Source organism: Cellulomonas sp. PhB150 (assembly GCF_003755175.1).
In the GTDB taxonomy this organism is placed as follows: Bacteria; Actinomycetota; Actinomycetes; order Actinomycetales; family Cellulomonadaceae; genus Cellulomonas.
The window spans coordinates 361,530-379,034 of sequence record NZ_RKHX01000001.1 but is presented as its reverse complement, the minus strand read 5'-3'; the positions used below and the strand labels follow the sequence as shown (position 1 = coordinate 379,034).

Sequence of the window (17,505 nt, the reverse complement as noted above, 5' to 3'; positions counted from 1 at the left end):
TGTGGGAACTGGCGATAGCGTGACCAACAAGGGGTGGCGTCATGGGGGCGCCACTGGAAAACAAAGGAGATCTCCGTGGCGGTCGGTGCAGAACTCAGTACCCTTCAGGCGCTCCACAAGACGTTCGTGGCCAAGGCGCAGGAAGCCCACGACATCAAGACGAAGGTCGACTCCGCTCTCGAGAGTGCCGTGTGGACCGGTAAGTACTCTGAGGACTTCCGCACGGCGTGGACGGACTACCGCGCGAACCTCGACAAGCTGAACGAGGCGCTCGAGGGTGCCGCGAAGGACGTCAAGGTCAACCACAACAACATCGCCGCCGCGACCGGCGAGGGCGACCGCATCTGAGAACCGCGCATGGCGGCCCGCCCCTGCGGGGGCGGGCCGTCGTCCGTTGTTCCGCACCGGCCCGGGAGGTGGCGTGCGTCTGATCCTGAGCGTTGCCGTCCCCGGTGGCGCAGAGCTCGTCGACGTCGTCGCCGAGTGCGCGTCCGGTGCACGGGTGAGCGACCTGGCCGCCGCGCTCGCCGGCGCGCTGAGGTTCGAGCAGCAGAGCGTCGTGCCGGCCGGCTCCGGGCACCTGGGCGTCGTCCAGGTGGTCCGGGCGGAGCAGGACACGTCCGTCCCGCTGTGGTGGCGCGGGCGTGAGCTCGACGCGACGCAGACGCTGGAGGAGTGCCCGCTGCGGCACGGTCACCTGGTCGGCCTCGGCCGCGACGTCGCAGACCCGTGGGACGAGCCCTTCGGCACGAGCGAGATCCGTGTCGTCTCGGGCCGCGGCGCCGGCCGGGTGCACCGGCTCGCGCCGGGCCACCACGCGATCGGCTCCGGCCGGTCGGCGTCGGTCCGCCTCGATGACGCACCCGAGCAGGCGGTGCTCGTCGACGTGGGCGTCGACGGGTCAGTGACGGTCTCGGCCGCACCCGACCTCGTCGGGCGCTCGCTCGCAGCCCCGCTGCGCCGCCGCCCGCTCGAGGGCCCGATCGTCGTGCGGTCGGGCGACGCGAGCGGGACTCCGGCGCCGGCGCGCAAGACCAAGAAGTACTCGGCCCTCCTGGCCCAGGCGCGCGGGGCGACCGCCGGCATCGAGGAGCTCGACCCCGAGGCCGACCGCCCGTTCCTGCACCTGGGCCGGCTCCCGCTGAGCACGCCGCGCACCTGGGAGACCGGGGCGTCGCTCGTCGTCGGGGACACCGTCCTCGAGCTGGCCGAGCACGAGCCGCCCGATGCGAGCCTCTCGCCCAGCCCGGAGGGCGCGACCCTCGACTTCAACCGCCCGCCCCGGCTGCTGCCCCCCGCCCGGACGAGCGAGTTCCGCCTCCCCGCCGAGCCGCGGACACCGGACAAGCAGCCGTTCCCGCTGATGATGATGCTGCTGCCCGTCGTCATGGGTGGCGCGATGCTGGCCATCACGCACAGCGCCTACTCGCTGATCATCATGGCGTTGTCCCCCCTGATGGCGCTGTCGAACTGGCTCTCGTCGCGCAAGTCGCGGCGCGGCCAGCACGTCGACGCGGTGCGGTCGTTCACCGAGCGCACCGCGCGCATCGAGGCGGACGCGTACGCCGCGCTCACCTCCGAGAGCGCCGCGCGTCGCCGCGAGCTGCCGGACCCCGCGACCGTCCTGCTCTTCGCCACCGGCCCGCGCTCGCGACTCTGGGAGCGCCGTCGCACGGACCCGGACTGGATGCTCGCCCGGGTCGGGACCGCCGACGTGGCCAGCGAGGTGTCGCTGCGGGACCCCGCCCGCGACGACCACGACCAGATCCAGCACTGGACCGCCGCGGACGTGCCGGTCGCGGTGCCGCTCGCGCGCGTCGGCGTCACCGGCGTGGCGGGCAGCGACGAGGAGCGCCGTCGTGTGGCGGGCTGGATGGTCGCGCAGGTGGCCGCCTCGCACTCGCCCGCCGACGTGACGGTCGTGCTGCTGAGCGAGCCCGGCTCGGAGGCGGACTGGCGCTGGGTGCGCTGGCTCCCGCACCTGCGCCGCGACGCCGGCCCGCTGGTCTCGGTCGGCAACGACGACGAGACGACCGCCCGCCGCGTCGCCGAGCTCCTGGACCTCGTCGAGCGCCGCCGCGCCGCGTCCAGCAGCTCGGGCGGCTTCGCCTCGGTCGCCGACATCCTCCCGCCGCCGGTGCTCGTCGTCCTCGACGGCGCGCGCCGCATCCGGCTCCTGCCCGGCCTGGTGACGCTGCTGCGCGAGGGCCCCGCGGTCGGCGTCCTGTTCCTGTGCCTCGACGAGCAGGAGCGCCAGCTGCCCGAGGAGTGCCAGGCGGTCGTGCGGCTCGACGGCAATGCGACGACGGTCTCGGTCGCCGGCAAGGACCCGGTCGAGGGCGTGCGCGCCGACCTCGTCGACGGGCCCTGGCTCGAGCGCCTGAGCCGGGCGCTGTCGCCCATCCGGGACATCAGCACCGAGGACCTGTCCTCCACGCTGCCCTCGTCGTCCCGCCTGCTCGACGTCCTGCACCTCGACCCGCCGCAGGCGAGCGCGGTCGCGCAGGGCTGGGCCGGCGGCGGCCGCACTACCAGGGCCGTGATCGGCGAGACCGGCGACGGCCTGTTCACCGTCGACATCAGCGCCGACGGTCCGCACGGCCTCGTCGCGGGTACCACCGGATCCGGCAAGTCCGAGCTCCTGCAGACGCTCATCGCCTCGCTCGCGGTGGGCAACCGCCCCGACGAGATGACGTTCGTGCTCGTCGACTACAAGGGCGGTGCGGCGTTCAAGGACTGCAAGAACCTGCCGCACACCGTCGGCATGGTGACCGACCTCGACACGCACCTGACCACGCGCGCCCTGGAGAGCCTGGCCGCCGAGCTGCGCCGCCGCGAGCACCAGCTCGCGGGCGCCGGGGCGAAGGACATCGAGGACTACCTGGCCACCCGCGGCCCCCACGACGACCCGATGCCGCGGCTGCTCATCGTCATCGACGAGTTCGCGGCGCTGGTCGCCGAGCTGCCGGACTTCGTGACCGGCCTCGTCGACATCGCCCGCCGTGGTCGATCGCTCGGCGTGCACCTGCTGCTCGCGACGCAGCGACCCGCGGGCGTGGTGAGCGCCGAGATCAAGTCGAACACCAACCTGCGCATCGCCCTGCGCGTGACGGACCGCAACGACAGCCAGGACGTCATCGAGGGACCCGAGGCCGCCGAGATCGCGCAGAGCCTGCCCGGCCGTGCGTACGCCCGCCTCGGGCACTCGAGCCTGGCCGCGTTCCAGGCCTCGCGCGTCGGTGGTCGACCGCCGAGCGCGTCACGGGGCGGCTCGGTCGCCGTGTCGTCGCTCGCGTGGGCTGCTCTGGGGCGGCCCGTGCGGACGCCGGGGTCCACGGGCGAGGACGACGTCGAGACCCCGACGGACCTCGCCTCGCTGGTTACCGCCGTGCAGGGCGCCGCGGACCTGGCCGGCGTGGCCGCACCGCCGCCGCCGTGGCTGCCCGCGCTGCCCGCGGTCGTGACGATCGACGAGCTCGGTGAGCAGTCCGGGACCGGACAGACCGACTCGCCGTTCGCGCTCCCGTACGGCCTCGTCGACCTGCCCTCCCAGCAGCGGCGCGACGTCGCGGTGCACGACGTCGCACTGTCCGGCCACCTCGCGGTCGTCGGAGGCCCACGGTCCGGCCGGTCCACCACGCTGCGCACGTTCGCGGCCGCGATCGGCCGGCAGACCTCGCCGCGTGACGTGCACCTCTACGGGGTCGACTGCGGCAACAACGCGCTGCTCCCGCTCGTCGGGCTGCCGCACACGGGAGCGGTCGTCACGCGCGACCAGCCCGAGCGGCTCGCACGCCTGACCCGCCGGCTGCGCGCGGAGATCTCGCGGCGGCAGCGCCTGCTCGCCGAGCAGTCCTTCGCCGACGTGACCGAGCAGCGGGCGAACGTCGACGTCGACGAGCGCCTGCCCTACGTCGTCGTGCTGCTCGACCGCTGGGAGGGCTTCGTCCAGGCCTTCGAGGACTACGACTCCGGCGTCCTGCTCGACCTGTGGACCCAGATCCTCCAGGAGGGCCCGGGTGCGGGGGTCAAGGTGATCCTCAGCGGCGACCGCAGCCTGCTCAACGGCCGCATCTCGACGCTCACCGAGGACCGCGTCATGCTCCGGATGCCCGACGCGGGCGACTACTCCGCGGTCGGCATGACGCCGCGACAGGTGCCCGGTGACATCGCCGACGGCCGGGCGTTCCGCTCGCGCGGGAGCCAGGAGCTGCAGGTCTGCGTCCTGGACCCCGAGGTGGGGGGCGCGGAGCAGGTCGCCGCGCTGCAGCGGATCGCCCGGGACGCGACCACGCGCGCCGGTGCGACACCCGCCGCACACGCGCCGTTCCGGGTCGACGACCTGCCGACCCGCATCACGCTTGCCGAGGCCCGGGCGCTCGGCTCCTCGACGCTCGCGCCCACCGCGGTGCCGGCCGGCGTCGGCGGGGACAGCCTCACGCTGTTCGGCCTCGAGGCCGAGGAGCACGGTCCCGGTGTGCTCGTCGTGGGACCCCGCCGCTCGGGCCGCAGCACGACCCTGCTCACGATGGCCTCGTCGGCGCTCGAGCGCGGCTGGCTCGTCGGCACGGTGACCCCGCGGCGCAGCCCGCTGCGCGACCTCGCAGGCACGCCGGGCATCGTCGGCGAGCTCACCCTCGAGTCGACGCGCGACGAGATCAAGGCCGTTCTCGAGCAGCTCGTGCCCGCCGACGGCGCACCCACCCTGCTGGTGATCGACGATCTCGAGCTGCTCGGCACCGACGGGGTGCTCGCCGACGCCGTGGTCGAGCACGTCGGTGCGCTGCGGGACCGACCTGGCCTCGTCGTGGCCGGCGGGACCACGGATGAGCTCTCCGGCTCCTACCGCGGGCCGGCGCCGGCCCTGAAGAAGTCGCGCAGCGGCCTCCTGCTGTCGCCGAGCTCGCCGAACGACGGCGACGTGTTCGGCCTCCGGCTGCCGCGCTCGGTCATCGGCGCGCCCGTGCCCGGCCGGGGCATCCTGTCGCTCGCGGGCGCGTGGCAGAGCGTCCAGGTGCCGGTCCCCTGAGTGCCCGGGCGAACTGGTCGTTAGAGTGAAATTGCGGACATCCGAGCACGTGACGAGCGAGGGAGCGGGATGACTGACCCCGAGAAGGTCGAGAACCGGTACCGCAGTGCGCTGCACGGCGCGACACCCGGCGCGCAGACGCAGGCGTCGTGGGCGGGATCGGCGTTCTCGTCCGTGCTCAGCGCGCTGGCCAACGAGGCCTGGGTCAGCACCACGGCGGACACGTTCTCGAAGGACTGCACCGACATGCAGACCAAGGCGGGCACTGCGGGCGGCGACTGCGTGGACGAGATGACGTCGCGGTACTCGCGCGAGCCCGCGAAGGTCGACCCGACCGACTACCGAGCGACGTGGTACTGACATGGCCGTGGCGATGATCGACGTGGCGGGCATGCAGCAGCTCGTCAACGGACTGACCAGCGGCATCGAGACGCTCGACTCGGCGCGCAGCTCGCTGCGGACGACGCTGTCGCGCTACAACCTCGCGACGTCCGACACCCAGGGGATGCAGACGGCGGCCGACTGGGCGCGCGACGTCCTGCCCGACGCGCGCCGCCGGCTCGCCAAGGCGCAGGCGCTGGAGGGCTCGAACCCGACCTGGCCGACGGGCACGGTGCAGTTCGACGACGTCACCGAGATCACCTCGATGGCGCCGGACAAGGCCCAGCAGGCGGGTCAGGAGGCGGCCGAGGCGCTGCGGGACGGCGGCAGGCCGGACGACGACCTCATCGCCCAGATCATCGAGATGCAGGATGACCCGTACTTCGCGGCAGGCTTCGCCAAGGCGCTCAGCGCCGACGAGCTCGCGGACGTCGTGATCAAGCTCGGGTACAACCGCTCGGACCAGGACGGCAGCAAGACCCAGGACGAGCTCGACGCGGAGAACGCCTGGTACGGCAAGCTGCTCAACGGCATGTCGACGACCGTCGCGACGGCGACGCGCAGCACGGGCGACCTCGCGCTGCCGTCCGACTACGCGCAGAGCTGGCTCGACACGATCGAGGCGGAGGTGCCGACCTCCCCGTACTACGACGGTGGCGGCGGCCAGGTCGACCGGGCGAACGCGCTGACGGTCCTGCTCAACGCCGGCCACTACGGGACGCCGTTCCTCAGCACGATCGCCGAGGGCGTCTACGACTACGAGCGCGAGCTCGGCGACGAGCGCGGCAAGGTCTGGGAGCCGCGCGGGAGCGACGACCCGAACGGCGGCGTGTACGACGCCGACGGGAAGCGGTTCCGCGACCCCTTGGCCGGCATCATGGCCGCGCTCGGCAACAACCCGGAGGCCGCGCAGGACTTCTTCGGCGGCGGCGACGACCGCAAGGTCAGCATCGACGGCCACGACGTCACGGTGTCCGAGCGCCTGGCGTACCTGGTGCTCGACCGGCGCTGGGACATCGACGCGACCAACGGTGGCGCGCTCGGCTCCGCGCTCGAGGCGGCGACCACCAAGCTGCGCAACAGCGAGGCCTCCGGCCAGCTCTCGGCGGACCTCGCCTCCCAGACCTTCGCCCTCATCGGGGACAAGACCGGCGAGGGCCAGTCCGACGGGTGGCTCGTCTTCGGGCAGCACGAGGGCTGGAAGATGTCGGACGGGCTGCGCTCGCACGTCGCCCAGATGCTCGCGTCGTACGGCGCGGACGCCTACCGCGTGATCCTCGACGACCACGACGACCTCGCGCAGGGCTGGTCGCAGCCGGGCAGCGGCGACCTGTTCGACTCCGACATGCCGTACGGCGCGGTCCTCGACAAGGCCCTGCTGGCGAAGATCGTCGGGACGCTGGGCGAGAACCAGAACGACCTGACGCCCTTCATGACGGGCCTGTTCCAGGCGCAGAACCTCGCCGTGAACAAGGGCCTGACCGACGCGATGCTCAAGCAGCCCAACGCGGCCGCCAACTTCATCACGGGCGGCGTCAGCGACGACTCCAACCCCGCCATCACCAACGCGTCGCAGGTGATCGGCTGGACGCTGGACACCGCGTACGGCGGCGACAAGTCGGACGAGGAGTACCAGAAGAAGCGCGCCGAGGCGATCGCCGACGCCCTCAGCCTGGCCTCCGCGATCCCGTACATCCCCGAGATCAAGCCCAAGTGGCTCAACTTCGGCGTCGACCAGCTCAAGGACGCCACGCTGGACGAGATCAAGGACAGCGCGTCGAAGGACTCGGGTGCCACGTACTCCGAGCTGAGCCAGAAGGTCCAGACGCAGCTCGCCGACGCCACGATGAACCAGCTGCTCGCCAGCGGCTACTTCGACGACGCGGCCGTCCAGGGTGCTGCCGACCGCGGCTACGACTTCACGCCGCCACCGGCGAGCGCGATCCAGGCCGGCCCGCCCCCGCACTTCGACACCGGCTCGCAGGCGTACCAGGACTGGTACAACAAGTCGGCGATGAAGACGATCGTCGCCGAGCGCGTGATCGGCACGTACCGCGACCAGTGGGGCCTGCCGCTGTGAGGGCGCCCCTGTGGGGCCTCGCCGCGCTGCTGCTCAGTGCCTCCCTCGCGGGGTGCACGTCGTCCACCGAGGAGGAACCGATGCCGACCCAGATCCCGTCGCAGCCCGCCGCCGAGGCGGACCTCGTCTGCGGCATGGACCGCTCGGACGTCGAGACGGCCATGGGCCTGGAGGTCGGGCGGGTCGAGGGCGACCTGGAGACCACCGACGCCGACGGCAAGCGGACGTGCGACATCTGGCCGACCGACACGAGCCTCGTCGACGGAGCCATGCTCTTCGTGAGCGTCCAGCCCGCGTCGTCGACCGAGGGGGTCAAGCTCCGGGCCGAGGTCGACGGCACGGCGACCGGGGTCACCGACCCGACCGTGCGGTACCAGGACCTCGACGGCGCGGCGTGGAGCGGCTCGGTCGGCGCCAGCTCGGTCGTCTTCGTGGGCGACCAGGTCGTGTCCCTCACCAGCACGTGGAAGGGCGACGGCCGCGACCCGCTGAAGGACCTGCCGGCTCTGTCGTCGCAGGTGGCGGCGTCGCAGGAGCTCGAGGGTTGAGCCCGGGCACGCGTGCGCGGTCCGCCCTCGCGCTCGCCGCCGTGCTCACGGTCGGCGCGTGCACCGGGGGCACCGACGCGCCCGCGGCGACGGCCACCGCGCAGGCACCCGCGGAGACGGCCCACGTGAGATCGAAGCCCGTTCCGACGTCGACGCCGAGCCCGACGCACGCTGGCCCGGTGGACCGATCGGACCCGGCCCTCGGCATCGCGTTCGAGCAGATCCCCGACGTGACGGGCCCGCAGGCCGAGGCGATGAACTCGTTGATGCAGTTCCAGGTGGAGTTCTGGAGGTCGCGGACCGCGGGCAAGGTCTCCCCGGCGATCAAGGACCTCGCGACCGACGACGCGCTCGCCCAGGTGAAGGACGTCGTCACGACGAACAAGAAGGACGGCTGGACCACGGGAGGAAAGGTGACCAGCACCTACGGAAAGCTCAGTGGCTCCCAGCGCTTGGTCGTCGTCGACCTGTGCAGCGACGAGCGGCAGGCGACCTACACCCGGGGCGGCACCGTGACGTCGGGCGCTGACCTGCCGACCGCACGTCAGAAGGTCCGCGCCGAGGTCGCCGTGCAGCCGACCGGAGCGTGGGCGGTCCAGACGTACCGACCGGGTGCGTCGTGCTGACGCGGCTTCGCGTCGGCGGCGCCCTCGCCGTGCTGACCGCCGCCGCGATCCTTGGCGGCGCGCCGGGAGCCGTCGCGGCAGGAGGTCCGTGCACGGCCAGCTGCGGCGGAGGCTCCGCGGGCGGCAGTGCGGGCGGCGGGACGATCGTCGTGACGGTGACCGGCAGCGGCGTCACGGCCGGTGGTGACTCGGTGCCGATCGACGCGAAGACGATCGCCCAGCACCCGCTGTGCTGGTACAACCAGTTCATGACCGGCAAGGCGTACGCCGAGTACGTCGACAGCGGGGAGGCGCACGCTCACGACCACAACCTCGGCGAGCCGGTCGAGGACATCCCGGGGTACGAGGAGCACGCCGACGACGACAAGGGCCACTGGTACAGCGGAGAGTGCTCGAGCGCGTACTGGAAGGACGGCAAGGAGATCGACGGCTTCGGTGACGCGGCCACGGCATGGTTCACGGACCACCCGACCGTGTGGGTCGACGCGGGCGACCCGCCGCCGGAGCCCCTGGTCACGCCCGAGATGCTCGCGGAGATCGCGATGAAGGCGATGAACCTTGCGCCCGGCGAGATCCACTGGAACCCCACGCGCACGGGGGACGGCGCGACGTTCGTCGGGATGCCCACCTGGGTCTGGCTCGACGGCCCCACCGCGGTGAACGTCACGGCGTCCGTCTACGGCGGTGCGTTGTGGGCTCGGGTGGACGCCTCGGTCGACGAGCTGCACCTGTCGGCGCCGGGTGCGACCTCGGCGACGTGCGGCGACACCGGCACTCCCTGGTCGGCGGGGGCGAGCACCGACTGCGCGATCACCTTCGACCGGTCGAGTGCCAACCAGCCGGTGGTCGGCGACCACGACGAGCCGACGTCGCGCCTGTCCGCCGAGGCGGTCTGGACCGCGTCGTGGGTGTCGAGCCTCGGCGGCGGCGCGACCACCCTGCCCGACCAGACCGTCACGAGCACGGCCGACGTCCCGGTCGCCGAGGTCCAGTCGATCGTCACGGGGTCCTGACGCGGCGCGTCGGTTGACACCGCTTCGAACAGGTGTTCGCATGAAGGATGCGATGGGACGACCAGCGAGGCGACGACGACGCAGTGCTCCCCGGGCTCGGGATGCGCGGGCTCGTCTGCAGCGTGCGCACGCCGGAGTTCGCCGGGATCACGTTCCACGAGGTGCTGGCACGCAGCGCGCTGAACAAGGTTCCCGAGGCGTCCTCGATGCCGTTCCGGTGGACCGTCAACCCGTTCCGCGGCTGCACGCACGCGTGCGTCTACTGCTTCGCGCGCCCGACGCACGAGTACCTCGAGCTCGACGCCGGTCGTGACTTCGAGACGCAGGTGGTCGTCAAGACGAACGTCGTCGAGGTGCTGCGCGCGGAGCTGGCCCGCAGGTCGTGGGACAGGCAGGCCGTGGCGCTCGGCACCAACACCGACCCGTACCAGCGGGCCGAGGGACGGTACGCGTTCATGCCGGGGATCGTCGAGGCGCTCGTCGAGGCCCGCACGCCGTTGTCGATCCTGACCAAGGGGACGCTGCTGCGGCGAGACCTCGCGCTGCTGGCCTCGGCGGCCGAGCACGTCCCGGTCGGCATCGGCGTCTCGCTCGCGATCGGTGACGAGGGCCTGCAGCAGGCGATGGAGCCGGGCACGCCGACCCCGCGCGCACGGCTCGACCTGATCCGCGCGGTCCGCGACGCGGGCCTGCCGTGCGGCGTCATGGTCGCCCCCGTGCTGCCCTGGCTGACGGACGGTCGCGACGAGCTGGACGCGCTGCTCGGCCAGCTGAGCGAGGCGGGCGCCACCGGTGTGACGGTCCTCCCGCTGCACCTGCGCGGGCCCGTCAAGCCGCTGTTCCACGCCTGGTTGGAGGAGCACCGACCGGACCTCGTCGCGAAGTACCGCTCGCTGTACGGCTCCGGGGCGTACGCGCCGCGCGAGTACGCCCGGTGGCTCGACGAGCGCGTCCGGCCACTCGTCGCCAAGCACGGGCTGGGCGACGGCGGCGGCCACCGGTTCGACCGCGAGGGGACCTACCCGGAGGGCAGCATGCCCGTGCCGCAGGTGGCGCCGTCGGAGACGACCGTGCTGCAGCCGGCGCTGTTCTGAGGCGGCCGCGTGCGCGGCGGGGGAGCGGCGCCTAGCGTGGCCGGGTGCCCGAGCGAGTCGACGTCTACCGCGGCCACATCGCCGGCCTCGGCACGGCGAGCGGTCGTCGGTTCGTCGTCGGCCGGTGGCTGTCCTCGCCGTACGGGAGCTTCGCCGACGTGATGGTTGAGGACGAGTCCGGCACGCGGATCCTGCTGGCGCCGCGGGCGGACGTCGCCGACGAGGTGTCCGCGACCTACGCGTTCGACGCGGTGCACCTCGTGGACGTGCGGGTCACGACCGACGCCGTGGCGCGAACGTGGCGCGTCACCGCCGGGCCGCTCGACGCCGAGCTGTCGATCGGCCCGCGGACAGCCGTCGGCCGGCTGCTGGCGACGGTCCCGGGACCGTTGGCCTCGGCGGAGTGGTTCGCCGCCGCTGTGGACCCGGTCGCTCGGTTCGCGCTGCCCGGCGTGCGGACCCGGGGGTCGGCGGGCGGAGGCCGCGTCGAGACGTATGCGGCCTCGGACCAGCACGCGGTCGCGGCGGTCGACGCCTCGTGGGCGGGTGTCCCGTGCGGGGCGCTCACACCCGTCGAGCCCCCGGTCGCGTTCGGCTTCTCGTCGGTCCCGCCGCGGCCGTCGGTGACGCGCGTCAGCACGACGATCAGGCTGCCGCTGTAGCGAAGGGCACACCGGCTCGGCTCGATCGCCGGACGACGATCACCTAGCCTCGCTGGCGTGCATCTCACCTCGAGCCTCGTCCGACCCGCCGCAGCCGGCGGCGTCCTCGTCGTGCTCCTGGCGGGCTGCTCGTCGGACCCGGAGCCAGCCGACGCGCCGTCCGCGAGCCCGACGACGAGTGCCACACCGACCCCCACCGCCGACGACGCCCAGGCCGAGGCGGCCGTCGCCGAGGTCGTCGAGAAGTACGTCGCGGCGATGGCGTCCATGGAGAACGAGGGCCAGGTCGACCCCGCGCCGATGTTCGGGATCGCGTCCGACGCCGTCGCCAAGGAGGAGTCCGCCCGGGTGAAGGATCTTGTCGACCAGGGCATCCATCGCGAGGGCCACCCGACGCTCGGCGAGCCCACGATCACCGTCGACGGCACCACCGCGCGGTACGAGGTCTGCATGAACCAGGACGGCTGGGTGGGTGTGTACGAGGACCAGAAGCTCGCGACGGAGTACGGTCCGCTTCCCACCGGCTGGGATCTCACGCTCGCCGACGACGCGTGGACGGTCACCGCCACCGTGCCGGACAAGGACGTGACGCTGACGTGCTGACGCTGCACCGAGCCCTGGCGTCGGCGCTGACGGCGCTCGTCGGGCTCGCACTGGTCCTGCCCATGCCCGCGGCTACGGCAGCCGAGGGCTGCTCCCTCGTCGAGGCCGGCGTCGTCGACGGCAAGATGACGTACGAGACGGTGTGCCCCGGCGACGAGAGCGGCGGCGACGAGACCGGGGGCGGTGGCGGCGGGGGAGCGCCCGCGCCCGAGAAGTGCGACAAGAGCGTCGTCGACGGCGTCGGCGACTACGTCTTCTGCGTCGGCACGACCGCCTGCGCCGTCAACAACCCGTCCCACCTCGACGAGGCCGACTGGCCCGAGGACGACCGACCCGGGCCCGACTACATCTACACGTTCAAGTGGTGCACCACGGCGGCCGGCGACACCGACTACGGCTGGAGCTGGTACCAGCCCGAGGACCAGGGGCCGAGCCTCGAGGAGCTCGCGCAGCAGGCGTTCGGCGCGCTGCAGACCCCCGCCTTCTCGGTCGCGTTCAACCCGCCGGGGCGCACCGTCGTCGGGTTCCCCACGTGGTTCTGGGCGGACACCGGATCGGCCGGGACGCTCACCGGCTCGTCGGCGGGTGGCGTCGTCGCCATCGCGCAGCCTGCGCACCTCGAGGTCGACCCCGGCGACGGGCGGGGCGTGCGGACGTGCGCGTGGACGACGACCGAGTCCGACGAGTGCTCGGTCGACTACCCGCGGTCGTCGCCCGGCTACCCGGCCCGGATGCGCCTCGTCTACGACGTGCGCTTCGAGAACGACGGCGCGCCGCTGGACCTCGCGGGACTTCCGACGGTGCTGCAGTCACCGTGGGAGCGGCGCGCGGTCCCCGTCGCCGAGATCCAGTCGATCGTCACGTCGGGCTCCTGAGCGCGTCGGCCACCCGGGTCCGACGACTAGGATCGTTGCGGCCACAACCCCTGACCGAAGGACTTCGCTGTGCTCCGCACCCACACCGCCGGCTCCCTGCGAGCCGAGCACATCGGCACCACCGTCACCCTCACGGGCTGGGTGGACCGCCGGCGCGATCACGGCGGCGTGGCGTTCGTGGACCTGCGTGACGCCTCGGGCATCGCCCAGGTGGTCATCCGCGACGAGGCCGTCGCGCACGGCCTGCGCGCGGAGTACGTCCTGCAGGTGACCGGCGAGATCGGTCGTCGGCCCGCGGGCAACGAGAACGCGAACCTCGCGACCGGCGAGGTCGAGCTCGTCGCGACCGACGTGGTCGTCCTCAACGAGGCCGCGCCGCTGCCGTTCCAGGTCTCGTCCTCGCTCGACGAGCCCGTGGGCGAGGAGGCGCGCCTCAAGTACCGCTACCTCGACCTGCGCCGGCCCGCGCCCGCGCGGGCGATCCGGCTGCGCGCCCAGGCGAACGCCGCCGCGCGCGCCGTGCTCGACGCGCAGGAGTTCGTCGAGGTCGAGACCCCGACCCTCACGCGCAGCACCCCCGAGGGCGCGCGCGACTTCCTGGTGCCCGCCCGCCTGGCCCCGGGCAGCTGGTACGCGCTGCCGCAGTCGCCGCAGCTGTTCAAGCAGCTGCTCATGGTCGCCGGCCTCGAGCGGTACTACCAGATCGCGCGCTGCTACCGCGACGAGGACTTCCGCGCCGACCGCCAGCCGGAGTTCACGCAGCTCGACGTCGAGATGAGCTTCGTCGAGCAGGACGACGTGATCGCCCTCGGCGAGCAGATCCTGGTCGCGCTCTGGAAGCTCGTCGACGTCGAGATCCCGACGCCGATCCGCCGCATGACGTTCCACGAGGCGATGGCCCGCTACGGCTCGGACAAGCCCGACCTGCGCTTCGGCCTCGAGCTCGTCGAGCTGACCGAGTACTTCAAGGACACCCCGTTCCGCGTGTTCCAGGCACCGTACGTCGGCGCCGTCGTGCAGCCGGGTGGCGCTTCGACGCCTCGCCGCGGGTTCGACGCCTGGCAGGAGTGGGCCAAGCAGCGCGGCGCCAAGGGCCTCGCGTACGTCACGGTCGGCGAGGACGGCGAGCTCGGCGGCCCGGTCGCCAAGAACATCACCGACGACGAGCGCGCCGGGCTGGTCGCGGCCACCGGCGCGAGCCCTGGCGACGCGATCTTCTTCGCGGCCGGCGGCGTGACGGCGGCCCGCGGGCTGCTCGGTGCGGCGCGCCTGGAGATCGGCCGCCGCGGCGGGCTGATCGACGAGAGCGAGTGGTCGTTCGTGTGGGTCGTCGACGCGCCGCTGTTCAAGCCCACGGGCGAGGACGACGACGTCGCGGTCGGCTCCGGTGCCTGGACGGCCGTGCACCACGCGTTCACCTCGCCCACGCCCGAGTGGATCGACACCTTCGAGAGCGACCCGGGCGCGGCCCTGGCGTACGCGTACGACATCGTCTGCAACGGCAACGAGATCGGCGGCGGCTCGATCCGTATCCACCGCCGGGACGTGCAGGAGCGCGTGTTCGACATCATGGGCATCGGCCCCGAGGACGCGCAGGAGAAGTTCGGCTTCCTGCTCGACGCCTTCCAGTTCGGCGCCCCGCCGCACGGCGGGATCGCGTTCGGCTGGGACCGGATCGTCGCCCTGCTCACCGGTGCGGAGTCGATCCGCGACGTCATCGCGTTCCCGAAGTCGGGCGGCGGCTACGACCCGCTCACGCAGGCGCCCGCGCCCATCACGGCGCAGCAGCGCCGCGAGGCCGGCGTGGACTTCACGCCCAAGCCGAAGGTGGCCGCACCCGCGGAGTGACGCACAGACCGGCCCGCTAGCGCCAGCTGACGCTCGCGGGCCGGTCGTCGCGCAGCACGCGGCTCACCACCGCGGCGGCAGGACCCCGTCACCGTTGAGGGACAGGTGCTCCCGTGGCGGCGCGTCCATCTCGGGGACGCCGCGCCATGCCCAGTCGCTCTCGTCGGTGTGCAGGCGGTGCGGGCGCGCCCGGTACGACCGTGTCCACTGGAACCGGAGCACGAAGGCGGCGGCCACTGCGAGCAGGCCGGCCTGGAACGCGATCCAGGCCGCGCTCCTGCGGACCTGCTCGCTGTCGGAGCCATAGCGCTGGACCACGTCGACGACCATCAGCAGCAGGACGGTGCCGAACCCGACCGTCCACGCGCGCGCCCGCCACCGCAGGCGGCGGTAGAGGTGCGGGTCGTGGGGCAGGGTCGGCGGCACGTGTCCTGTCTAGCAACTCGGGCCACCCGTCCGCGCGGGCCGGGCGGGTGATCAGTGCGTGATCGCGAGCCGGTCGTAGATCCGGGTCATCCAGGCCGGGGACCACCAGTTGGCCGAGCCGAGGATCGTCATGGTGGCGGGCACGAGCAGCAGCCGGACGATCGTCGCGTCGATGAGCACGGCGACGGCGAGCGCGAAGCCCACCTCCTTGATGACCAGGAGCTGGCCGGCGACGAAGCCGGCGAAGACCACGATGATGATCGCCGCGGCCGAGGTGATGATCCGCCCGGAGCGCTGCAGCCCGAGGCGCACGGCCTCGCTGTCGGAGCAGCCCTGGTCGTGCAGCTCCTTGATCCGGGACAGCAGGAACACCTCGTAGTCCATCGCGAGCCCGAAGGCGAAGGCGATCACGAGCGCGATGACGAAGGTCTCGATGCCGCCGGTCGACGTGAAGTTGAGCAGCCCCTCGAGGTGGCCGTCCTGGAAGGCCCAGACCAGCACGCCGAGCGAGGCGGCGAGCGAGAGCAGGTTCGTGAGGAGCGCCTTGATCGGCAGCACCACGGAACCGGTCATGAGGAACAGCAGGATGAAGGTGGCGAGACCGACGATCAGGGCCGCCCACGGCGCGCCCGCGCGCAGCGCCTCCGCGAAGTCGATCTGCGAGGCGGCCTGACCGGTGACCCAGGTCGGGAAGCCGGGATCGAGGTCGCGGATCGCGGTGACCGCGTCGCGCGCCACGGCGTCGCCACCGTCCGTCGTCGCGGGGCGGACGCCGATCGCGACGTACGAGCCGACCGGGGTGGGTGCGTCGACCGACGCGACCCCGGGCACCGCGGCGATCTCGTCGGCCCAGGCCGTCGCCTCGTCGAGGGAGGTCTCGGCGACGACCGTGATCGCGGGCGACGTGGACGCCGGGTACTGCGCGGCGAGGGTCTCGACGAACTCGCGCTGGGTGCTGCCCGTGGGCAGGAGCTGCGTGGTCGAGCTGCGCAGCTCGAGGTGGGCCAGCGGGAGCGCCAGGGTGAGCAGGACGACGACCGAGCCGCCCATGACCCACCAGGGGTGGCGCTGGACACGACCGGCCAGGCGGGAGAACCGGCCCTCCTCCGCGACGACGTCCGAGGTTCCCGCGAGCAGCCGCTGCAGGCCGGGCACGCGTGACAGCACGCCGGGCCGCGACAGCCGCCGGCCGGTGAGCACGAGGAGCGCGGGGACGAGCGTCAGCGCGGTCGCGACGGCCACGACGACCACGGCCACCCCGGCGGCGCCGATGGCCCGCAGGATGTCGGGGGAGAAGACCAGCAGGCTGGCGATCGAGATCGCGACGGTCAGCGCCGAGAACGCGACGGTGCGTCCCGCCGTCGCCATCGTGTTCTCGATGGCCGTGACGACGGGCCCGTCGCCGCGCCGGCGACGTGCAGCGCGGCCGCCGTCGGCGTCGACGAGCCGGTGCAGCTCCTCGCGGAAGCGGGACACGATGAGCAGGCCGTAGTCGATGGACAGGCCGAGCCCGAGCACGGTCACGACGTTGACGACCGACGAGTCGAGGTCCATCACGTAGGACAGGCCCAGCAGCGCGGCCAGGCCGCCCGCGATCGAGGCGAACGCGCCGGCCATCGGCATCGCGGCGGCGAGGAACCCACCGAACACCAGCACCATGATGAGCAGGGCGATCGGCAGCGCGATGGCCTCGCCGGTGCGCAGGTCCGTCTCGACCTGGGTCGTGATCGCGGAGTAGATGAGCGAGGTACCGCCGACCACGCCGGTGACGTCCGGGGCGACCGGACGCAGGTCCGCGGGGATCTCGCCGAGGCGTTCCTCGACGTCGTCGAGCGCCGCGCTCTCCTTCGCGTCGGTGAGCCCGGGCGCGAGCTCGACCACGACGAGGAAGCCGTCCCCGTCCTTCGCCACGAGGGGAGCCGCCGCGGGGTTCTCCACCCCGTCGGGCAGCGCGACCGGGTCGACGACCGAGGCGACCCCGTCGATCGCGACCAGGTCGGTGCGAGCCGGGTCGAGGGCGGCGTCGAGGCCCTTCGTCGTGGGGTCGACGTCGGACAGGATGAGGGTGAGCGACGCACCGGCCTCGTCGGCCTGCGCGAGGATCGCGCGGCCCTCCTCGCTCTCCGAGCCGGGGGCGGTGGCCTCGCCGGTCGTCAGGCGGTCGAACAGGCTCTCGCCGTGCACGCCGACGGCCGCGAAGGAGTAGCCGAGCACGGCTAGCACCAGCCAGACGACGACGGTCAGGCGGGGGTGGTGGGCGACGACGCGACCGAGACGGGCGAACACGCTGGCCATCGTCGCAGGTGGACGGGCGTGCTCG

Annotated in this window: 14 protein-coding genes; 12 read left to right on the top strand and 2 right to left on the bottom strand. The window is 72.9% G+C overall.

Annotation, left to right across the window (positions count from 1 at the left end; translation table 11 throughout):
* Nucleotides 1–33 precede the first annotated feature (33 nt).
* The 12 genes from EDF34_RS01785 (at nt 34) to aspS (ending at nt 14,759) form a co-directional block, all read left to right on the top strand.
* On the top strand, nt 34–348 hold the full coding sequence (locus EDF34_RS01785; protein WP_118766246.1) for a WXG100 family type VII secretion target: 315 nt from the start codon (nt 34–36) through the stop codon (nt 346–348).
* Between the two features lie 73 nt (nt 349–421).
* Nucleotides 422–5,029 (top strand): FtsK/SpoIIIE domain-containing protein, encoded by a 4,608-nt coding sequence (locus tag EDF34_RS01780; protein WP_123369663.1) that lies wholly within the window; start codon nt 422–424, stop codon nt 5,027–5,029.
* A gap of 69 nt (nt 5,030–5,098) precedes the next feature.
* Nucleotides 5,099–5,389, top strand: coding sequence for a hypothetical protein (locus EDF34_RS01775; RefSeq protein ID WP_123369662.1), 291 nt, complete (start codon nt 5,099–5,101; stop codon nt 5,387–5,389).
* A gap of 1 nt (nt 5,390) precedes the next feature.
* Nucleotides 5,391–7,490 (top strand): DUF6571 family protein, encoded by a 2,100-nt coding sequence (locus EDF34_RS01770; protein ID WP_123369661.1) that lies wholly within the window; start codon nt 5,391–5,393, stop codon nt 7,488–7,490.
* Nucleotides 7,491–7,570: 80 nt separating this feature from the next.
* A complete protein-coding gene (locus EDF34_RS01765; RefSeq protein ID WP_148076555.1) occupies nt 7,571–8,038 on the top strand; it encodes a hypothetical protein in 468 nt (155 codons plus the stop codon).
* Between the two features lie 179 nt (nt 8,039–8,217).
* On the top strand, nt 8,218–8,664 hold the full coding sequence (locus tag EDF34_RS01760; protein WP_148076554.1) for a hypothetical protein: 447 nt from the start codon (nt 8,218–8,220) through the stop codon (nt 8,662–8,664).
* On the top strand, nt 8,658–9,677 hold the full coding sequence (locus tag EDF34_RS01755; RefSeq protein ID WP_123369658.1) for a hypothetical protein: 1,020 nt from the start codon (nt 8,658–8,660) through the stop codon (nt 9,675–9,677). Before EDF34_RS01760 ends, EDF34_RS01755 begins: the two co-directional genes overlap by 7 nt.
* 47 nt (nt 9,678–9,724) lie before the next feature.
* A complete protein-coding gene (locus EDF34_RS01750; RefSeq protein ID WP_123369657.1) occupies nt 9,725–10,771 on the top strand; it encodes an Rv2578c family radical SAM protein in 1,047 nt (348 codons plus the stop codon).
* Between the two features lie 44 nt (nt 10,772–10,815).
* On the top strand, nt 10,816–11,433 hold the full coding sequence (locus tag EDF34_RS01745; RefSeq protein ID WP_123369656.1) for a hypothetical protein: 618 nt from the start codon (nt 10,816–10,818) through the stop codon (nt 11,431–11,433).
* Between the two features lie 57 nt (nt 11,434–11,490).
* The gene (locus tag EDF34_RS01740) at nt 11,491–12,036 is read left to right on the top strand and encodes a hypothetical protein (protein WP_123369655.1); all 546 of its coding nucleotides are present in this window, start codon (nt 11,491–11,493) and stop codon (nt 12,034–12,036) included.
* Nucleotides 12,030–12,911, top strand: a complete 882-nt coding sequence (locus tag EDF34_RS01735; protein WP_123369654.1) for a hypothetical protein — start codon at nt 12,030–12,032, stop codon at nt 12,909–12,911. Before EDF34_RS01740 ends, EDF34_RS01735 begins: the two co-directional genes overlap by 7 nt.
* 69 nt (nt 12,912–12,980) lie before the next feature.
* The gene (gene aspS / locus EDF34_RS01730) at nt 12,981–14,759 is read left to right on the top strand and encodes an aspartate--tRNA ligase (protein WP_123369653.1); all 1,779 of its coding nucleotides are present in this window, start codon (nt 12,981–12,983) and stop codon (nt 14,757–14,759) included.
* 63 nt (nt 14,760–14,822) lie between these two features.
* Here the strand turns inward: aspS and EDF34_RS01725 are convergent, their stop codons facing one another.
* Nucleotides 14,823–15,185 (bottom strand): hypothetical protein, encoded by a 363-nt coding sequence (locus EDF34_RS01725; protein ID WP_123369652.1) that lies wholly within the window; start codon nt 15,183–15,185, stop codon nt 14,823–14,825.
* 51 nt (nt 15,186–15,236) lie between these two features.
* On the bottom strand, nt 15,237–17,480 hold the full coding sequence (locus EDF34_RS01720) for an MMPL family transporter (protein ID WP_123370606.1): 2,244 nt from the start codon (nt 17,478–17,480) through the stop codon (nt 15,237–15,239).
* Between the last annotated feature and the right edge of the window lie 25 nt (nt 17,481–17,505).

What these genes read in the sequence shown, in the direction of transcription:
- EDF34_RS01765 (WP_148076555.1), top strand. Translation starts at nt 7,571, where the DNA reads ATGCCGACCCAGATCCCGTCGCAGCCCGCCGCCGAGGCGGACCTCGTC.
- EDF34_RS01770 (WP_123369661.1), top strand. Translation starts at nt 5,391, where the DNA reads ATGGCCGTGGCGATGATCGACGTGGCGGGCATGCAGCAGCTCGTCAAC.
- EDF34_RS01750 (WP_123369657.1), top strand. Translation starts at nt 9,725, where the DNA reads ATGCGATGGGACGACCAGCGAGGCGACGACGACGCAGTGCTCCCCGGG.
- EDF34_RS01775 (WP_123369662.1), top strand. Translation starts at nt 5,099, where the DNA reads ATGACTGACCCCGAGAAGGTCGAGAACCGGTACCGCAGTGCGCTGCAC.
- EDF34_RS01720 (WP_123370606.1), bottom strand. Translation starts at nt 17,480, where the DNA reads ATGGCCAGCGTGTTCGCCCGTCTCGGTCGCGTCGTCGCCCACCACCCC.